Genomic DNA, 5,398 nt, shown 5'->3' with positions numbered 1-5,398 from the left:
GGTGCGCGCTGGATCCTTGAGAACTCAACAGTGTGTCAAAAGTCGACGAATTAATTTTTACCCGTCCGACACTTTAATCCTTCGGGGTTTGGTTGGACTGGTTCCTTTGGTAAGTAATCGATAATTCTGACAATTTTGTCAGGGTTCGGTCTCTTGCCGGGATCTCTTTTTCCTCGCAGCTTTGGTTGTGGGGTGTTGTTTTCAACGGAGAGTTTGATCCTGGCTCAGGACGAACGCTGGCGGCGTGCTTAACACATGCAAGTCGAGCGGTAAGGCCCTTCGGGGTACACGAGCGGCGAACGGGTGAGTAACACGTGAGCAATCTGCCCTTCACTCTGGGATAGCCACCGGAAACGGTGATTAATACCGGATATGACCACGCCTGGCATCTGGTGTGGTGGAAAGTTCTGGCGGTGAAGGATGGGCTCGCGGCCTATCAGCTTGTTGGTGAGGTAATGGCTCACCAAGGCTTCGACGGGTAGCCGGCCTGAGAGGGTGACCGGCCACACTGGGACTGAGACACGGCCCAGACTCCTACGGGAGGCAGCAGTGGGGAATATTGGACAATGGGCGAAAGCCTGATCCAGCAACGCCGCGTGAGGGATGACGGCCTTCGGGTTGTAAACCTCTTTCAGCAGGGACGAAGCGAAAGTGACGGTACCTGCAGAAGAAGCACCGGCCAACTACGTGCCAGCAGCCGCGGTAATACGTAGGGTGCGAGCGTTGTCCGGAATTATTGGGCGTAAAGGGCTCGTAGGCGGTTTGTCGCGTCGGGAGTGAAAACTCGGAGCTTAACTCCGAGCCTGCTTCCGATACGGGCAGACTAGAGGTATGCAGGGGAGAACGGAATTCCTGGTGTAGCGGTGAAATGCGCAGATATCAGGAGGAACACCGGTGGCGAAGGCGGTTCTCTGGGCATTACCTGACGCTGAGGAGCGAAAGTGTGGGGAGCGAACAGGATTAGATACCCTGGTAGTCCACACCGTAAACGTTGGGCGCTAGGTGTGGGACACATTCCACGTGTTCCGTGCCGCAGCTAACGCATTAAGCGCCCCGCCTGGGGAGTACGGCCGCAAGGCTAAAACTCAAAGGAATTGACGGGGGCCCGCACAAGCGGCGGAGCATGCGGATTAATTCGATGCAACGCGAAGAACCTTACCTGGGTTTGACATACACCGGAAAGCTGCAGAGATGTAGCCCCTTTTAGTCGGTGTACAGGTGGTGCATGGCTGTCGTCAGCTCGTGTCGTGAGATGTTGGGTTAAGTCCCGCAACGAGCGCAACCCTCGTCTTATGTTGCCAGCACGTAATGGTGGGGACTCATAAGAGACTGCCGGGGTCAACTCGGAGGAAGGTGGGGATGACGTCAAGTCATCATGCCCCTTATGTCCAGGGCTTCACGCATGCTACAATGGCCGGTACAAAGGGCTGCGATACCGCGAGGTGGAGCGAATCCCAAAAAGCCGGTCTCAGTTCGGATTGGGGTCTGCAACTCGACCCCATGAAGTCGGAGTCGCTAGTAATCGCAGATCAGCAACGCTGCGGTGAATACGTTCCCGGGCCTTGTACACACCGCCCGTCACGTCACGAAAGTTGGCAACACCCGAAGCCGGTGGCCTAACCCCTTGTGGGAGGGAGCCGTCGAAGGTGGGGCGAGCGATTGGGACGAAGTCGTAACAAGGTAGCCGTACCGGAAGGTGCGGCTGGATCACCTCCTTTCTAAGGAGCTTTAACTGGCCGAGTCAATCGGTCCAGGGCGCTACCTTTCGAAGACACATGTTCTTCGGGGTCAGCACTGCTCACTAGTGGAACGTCGATTAGTTGGTTGTGAGGCGGATGCGTCTCGTCAGTACTACTCGCCACGCTTGCGTGGTGGGTGTGGAACCTCGAGGTGACGATGTTGAGCAACTTGGCACACTGTTGGGTCCTGAGGGATCGAGCTCCAGACTTTGTCTGGGTTGAGATTCTTCTACGTATGGACCACTACCAAGTCCGGGTGTGATGCCTGGGTGCGGGGTGGGTCCGCCCGTATCTTGAGAACTACACAGTGGACGCGAGCATCTTTGTAGCAAGACAAGCTACTAAGGGCACATGGTGGATGCCTTGGCACCAAGAGCCGATGAAGGACGTAGGAGCCTGCGATAAGCCCTGGGGAGTTGGCAACCGAGCGTTGATCCGGGGGTGTCCGAATGGGGAAACCCAGCTGGAGTCATGTCCAGTTACCCGCATCTGAACACATAGGGTGCGTGGAGGGAACGTGGGGAAGTGAAACATCTCAGTACCCACAGGAAGAGAAAACAAAAGTGATTCCGAGAGTAGTGGCGAGCGAAATCGGAAGAGGCCAAACCATATGCGTGTGATAGCCGGCAGGCGTTGCGCATGTGGGGTTGTGGGATCCATCTTTCTCCAACTGCCGTTGGGGAGCAGAGTAAGAAACCGGTGTTGAAGCTGAACTGGCCTGGAAAGGTCGGCCGTAGAGGGTGATAGCCCCGTATGTGTAAGGCACCGGCTCTGTGGATGGACACCCAAGTAACACGGAACCCCTGAAATTCCGTGTGAATCTGGCGGGACCACCCGTTAAGCCTAAATACTCCTTGGTGACCGATAGCGGACAAGTACCGTGAGGGAAAGGTGAAAAGTACCCCTGGCGGGGAGTGAAATAGTACCTGAAACCATGTGCCTACAATCCGTTGGAGCCCCTACGTGGGTGACAGCGTGCCTTTTGAAGAATGAGCCTGCGAGTTAGCGGTGTGTTGCGAGGTTAACCCGTGTGGGGAAGCCGTAGCGAAAGCGAGTCCGAATAGGGCGCTTGAGTAGCACGCTCTAGACCCGAAGCGAAGTGATCTATCCATGGGCAGGTTGAAGCGCGGGTAAGACCGCGTGGAGGACCGAACCCACTTAGGTTGAAAACTGAGGGGATGACCTGTGGATAGGGGTGAAAGGCCAATCAAACTTCGTGATAGCTGGTTCTCCCCGAAATGCATTTAGGTGCAGCGTCACGTGTTTCTTGCCGGAGGTAGAGCACTGGATAGCCGATGGGCCCTACAAGGTTACTGACGTTAGCCAAACTCCGAATGCCGGTAAGTGAGAGCGTGGCAGTGAGACTGCGGGGGATAAGCTCCGTAGTCGAGAGGGAAACAGCCCAGACCATCAGCTAAGGTCCCTAAGCGATAACTAAGTGGAAAAGGATGTGGAGTCGCACAGACAACCAGGAGGTTGGCTTGGAAGCAGCCACCCTTGAAAGAGTGCGTAATAGCTCACTGGTCAAGTGATTCCGCGCCGACAATGTAGCGGGGCTCAAGTTATCCACCGAAGCTATGGTATTCATGCGTAAGACAGGCCTTCGTGGTCCAGTTGCATGGATAGGTAGGGGAGCGTCGTGTGCGGGTTGAAGCGGCGGAGTGATCCAGCCGTGGACAGCACACGAGTGAGAATGCAGGCATGAGTAGCGAATGAGGAGTGAGAAACTCCTCCGCCGAATGATCAAGGGTTCCAGGGTCAAGCTAATCTGCCCTGGGTAAGTCGGGACCTAAGGCGAGGCCGACAGGCGTAGTCGATGGACAACGGGTTGATATTCCCGTACCGGCAAAATAGCGCCCATGCTGAACCCAGTGATGCTAAGTGCCCGAAACACCCCGTGAGCGACTTCGGTCGATTGCGGGAGTGCGTAGCGCACGACCCGACCTGGTAGTAGGCAAGCGATGGGGTGACGCAGGAAGGTAGTCCAACCGTGGCGATGGTAGACCACGGCTAAGGGTGTAGGGCTGATGATAGGCAAATCCGTCATCTGCATGCCTGAGACCTGATGGGGAGCCCATAGGGGTGAAGTGGATGATCCTATGCTGTCGAGAAAAACCTCTAGCGAGCTATGCGCCGCCCGTACCCCAAACCGACTCAGGTGATCAGGTAGAGAATACCAAGGCGATCGAGTGAACCATGGTTAAGGAACTCGGCAAAATGCCCCCGTAACTTCGGGAGAAGGGGGGCCGGATTTGTTCATGCACTTGCTGCAGAAGGCAATGATGGCCGCAGAGACCAGGCCCAAGCGACTGTTTACTAAAAACACAGGTCCGTGCTAAGTCGTAAGACGATGTATACGGACTGACTCCTGCCCGGTGCTGGAAGGTTAAGGGGACCGGTTAGACGCAAGTCGAAGCTGAGAACTTAAGCCCCAGTAAACGGCGGTGGTAACTATAACCATCCTAAGGTAGCGAAATTCCTTGTCGGGTAAGTTCCGACCTGCACGAATGGAGTAACGACTTGGGCGCTGTCTCAACCGTGGACTCGGCGAAATTGCACTACGAGTAAAGATGCTCGTTACGCGCGGCAGGACGGAAAGACCCCGGGACCTTTACTATAGTTTGGTATTGGTGTTTGGTTCGGCTTGTGTAGGATAGGTGGGAGACTGTGAAGCATTAACGCCAGTTAGTGTGGAGTCAACGTTGAAATACCACTCTGGTCGTACTAGATGTCTAACCTAGGTCCATTATCTGGATCAGGGACAGTGCCTGATGGGTAGTTTAACTGGGGCGGTTGCCTCCTAAAATGTAACGGAGGCGCTCAAAGGTTCCCTCAGCCTGGTTGGCAATCAGGTTTCGAGTGTAAGTGCACAAGGGAGCTTGACTGTGAGAGTGACAGCTCGAGCAGGGACGAAAGTCGGAACTAGTGATCCGGCGCTGGCATGTGGAAGCGGCGTCGCTCAACGGATAAAAGGTACCCCGGGGATAACAGGCTGATCTTCCCCAAGAGTCCATATCGACGGGATGGTTTGGCACCTCGATGTCGGCTCGTCGCATCCTGGGGCTGGAGTAGGTCCCAAGGGTTGGGCTGTTCGCCCATTAAAGCGGCACGCGAGCTGGGTTTAGAACGTCGTGAGACAGTTCGGTCCCTATCCGCCGCGCGCGCAGGAAACTTGAGAAAGGCTGTCCCTAGTACGAGAGGACCGGGATGGACGAACCTCTGGTGTGCCAGTTGTTCCGCCAGGAGCACGGCTGGTTGGCTACGTTCGGAAGTGATAACCGCTGAATGCATCTAAGCGGGAAGCACGTTTCAAGATGAGGTTTCCCACCGGGTTAACCGGGTAAGGCCCCCAGTAGATGACTGGGTTGATAGGCCGGAGGTGTACAGCAGTAATGCCCAGCCGACCGGTACTAATAGGCCGAGGGCTTGTCCCTCAAAGATGTTGCGCGTCCACTGTGTGGTTCCCGAGTTACGGTCGGGAACCAAGTCCAAAGCCCAGAAGCTTTGTGAGTTGGTGATCTAACTCCATAGAGTTTCGGCGGCCATAGCGTCAGGGAAACACCCGGTCCCATTCCGAACCCGGAAGTTAAGCCTGACAGCGCCGATGGTACTGCAACCGGGAGGTTGTGGGAGAGTAGGACGTCGCCGGACAATTTTTC

The 5,398-nt window shown here is 55.7% G+C and carries 3 rRNA genes; all 3 read left to right on the top strand.

Annotated features, from left to right (window positions below):
- Positions 1-201: 201 nt before the first annotated feature.
- The 3 genes from IEX47_RS17790 (at position 202) to rrf (ending at position 5,390) form a co-directional block, all read left to right on the top strand.
- A 16S ribosomal RNA gene (locus IEX47_RS17790) occupies positions 202-1,718 on the top strand.
- 352 nt (positions 1,719-2,070) lie between these two features.
- Positions 2,071-5,173 (top strand): 23S ribosomal RNA (locus IEX47_RS17785).
- Positions 5,174-5,273: 100 nt separating this feature from the next.
- Positions 5,274-5,390, top strand: a 5S ribosomal RNA gene (gene rrf / locus IEX47_RS17780).
- The 16S, 23S and 5S rRNA genes sit together here, the layout of an rRNA operon.
- Positions 5,391-5,398: the final 8 nt, after the last annotated feature.

It is taken from the genome of Nocardioides phosphati (assembly GCF_014646375.1).
Taxonomy (GTDB): Bacteria; Actinomycetota; Actinomycetes; order Propionibacteriales; family Nocardioidaceae; genus Nocardioides; species Nocardioides phosphati.
This window is presented reverse-complemented; position numbering and strand designations above follow the sequence as displayed.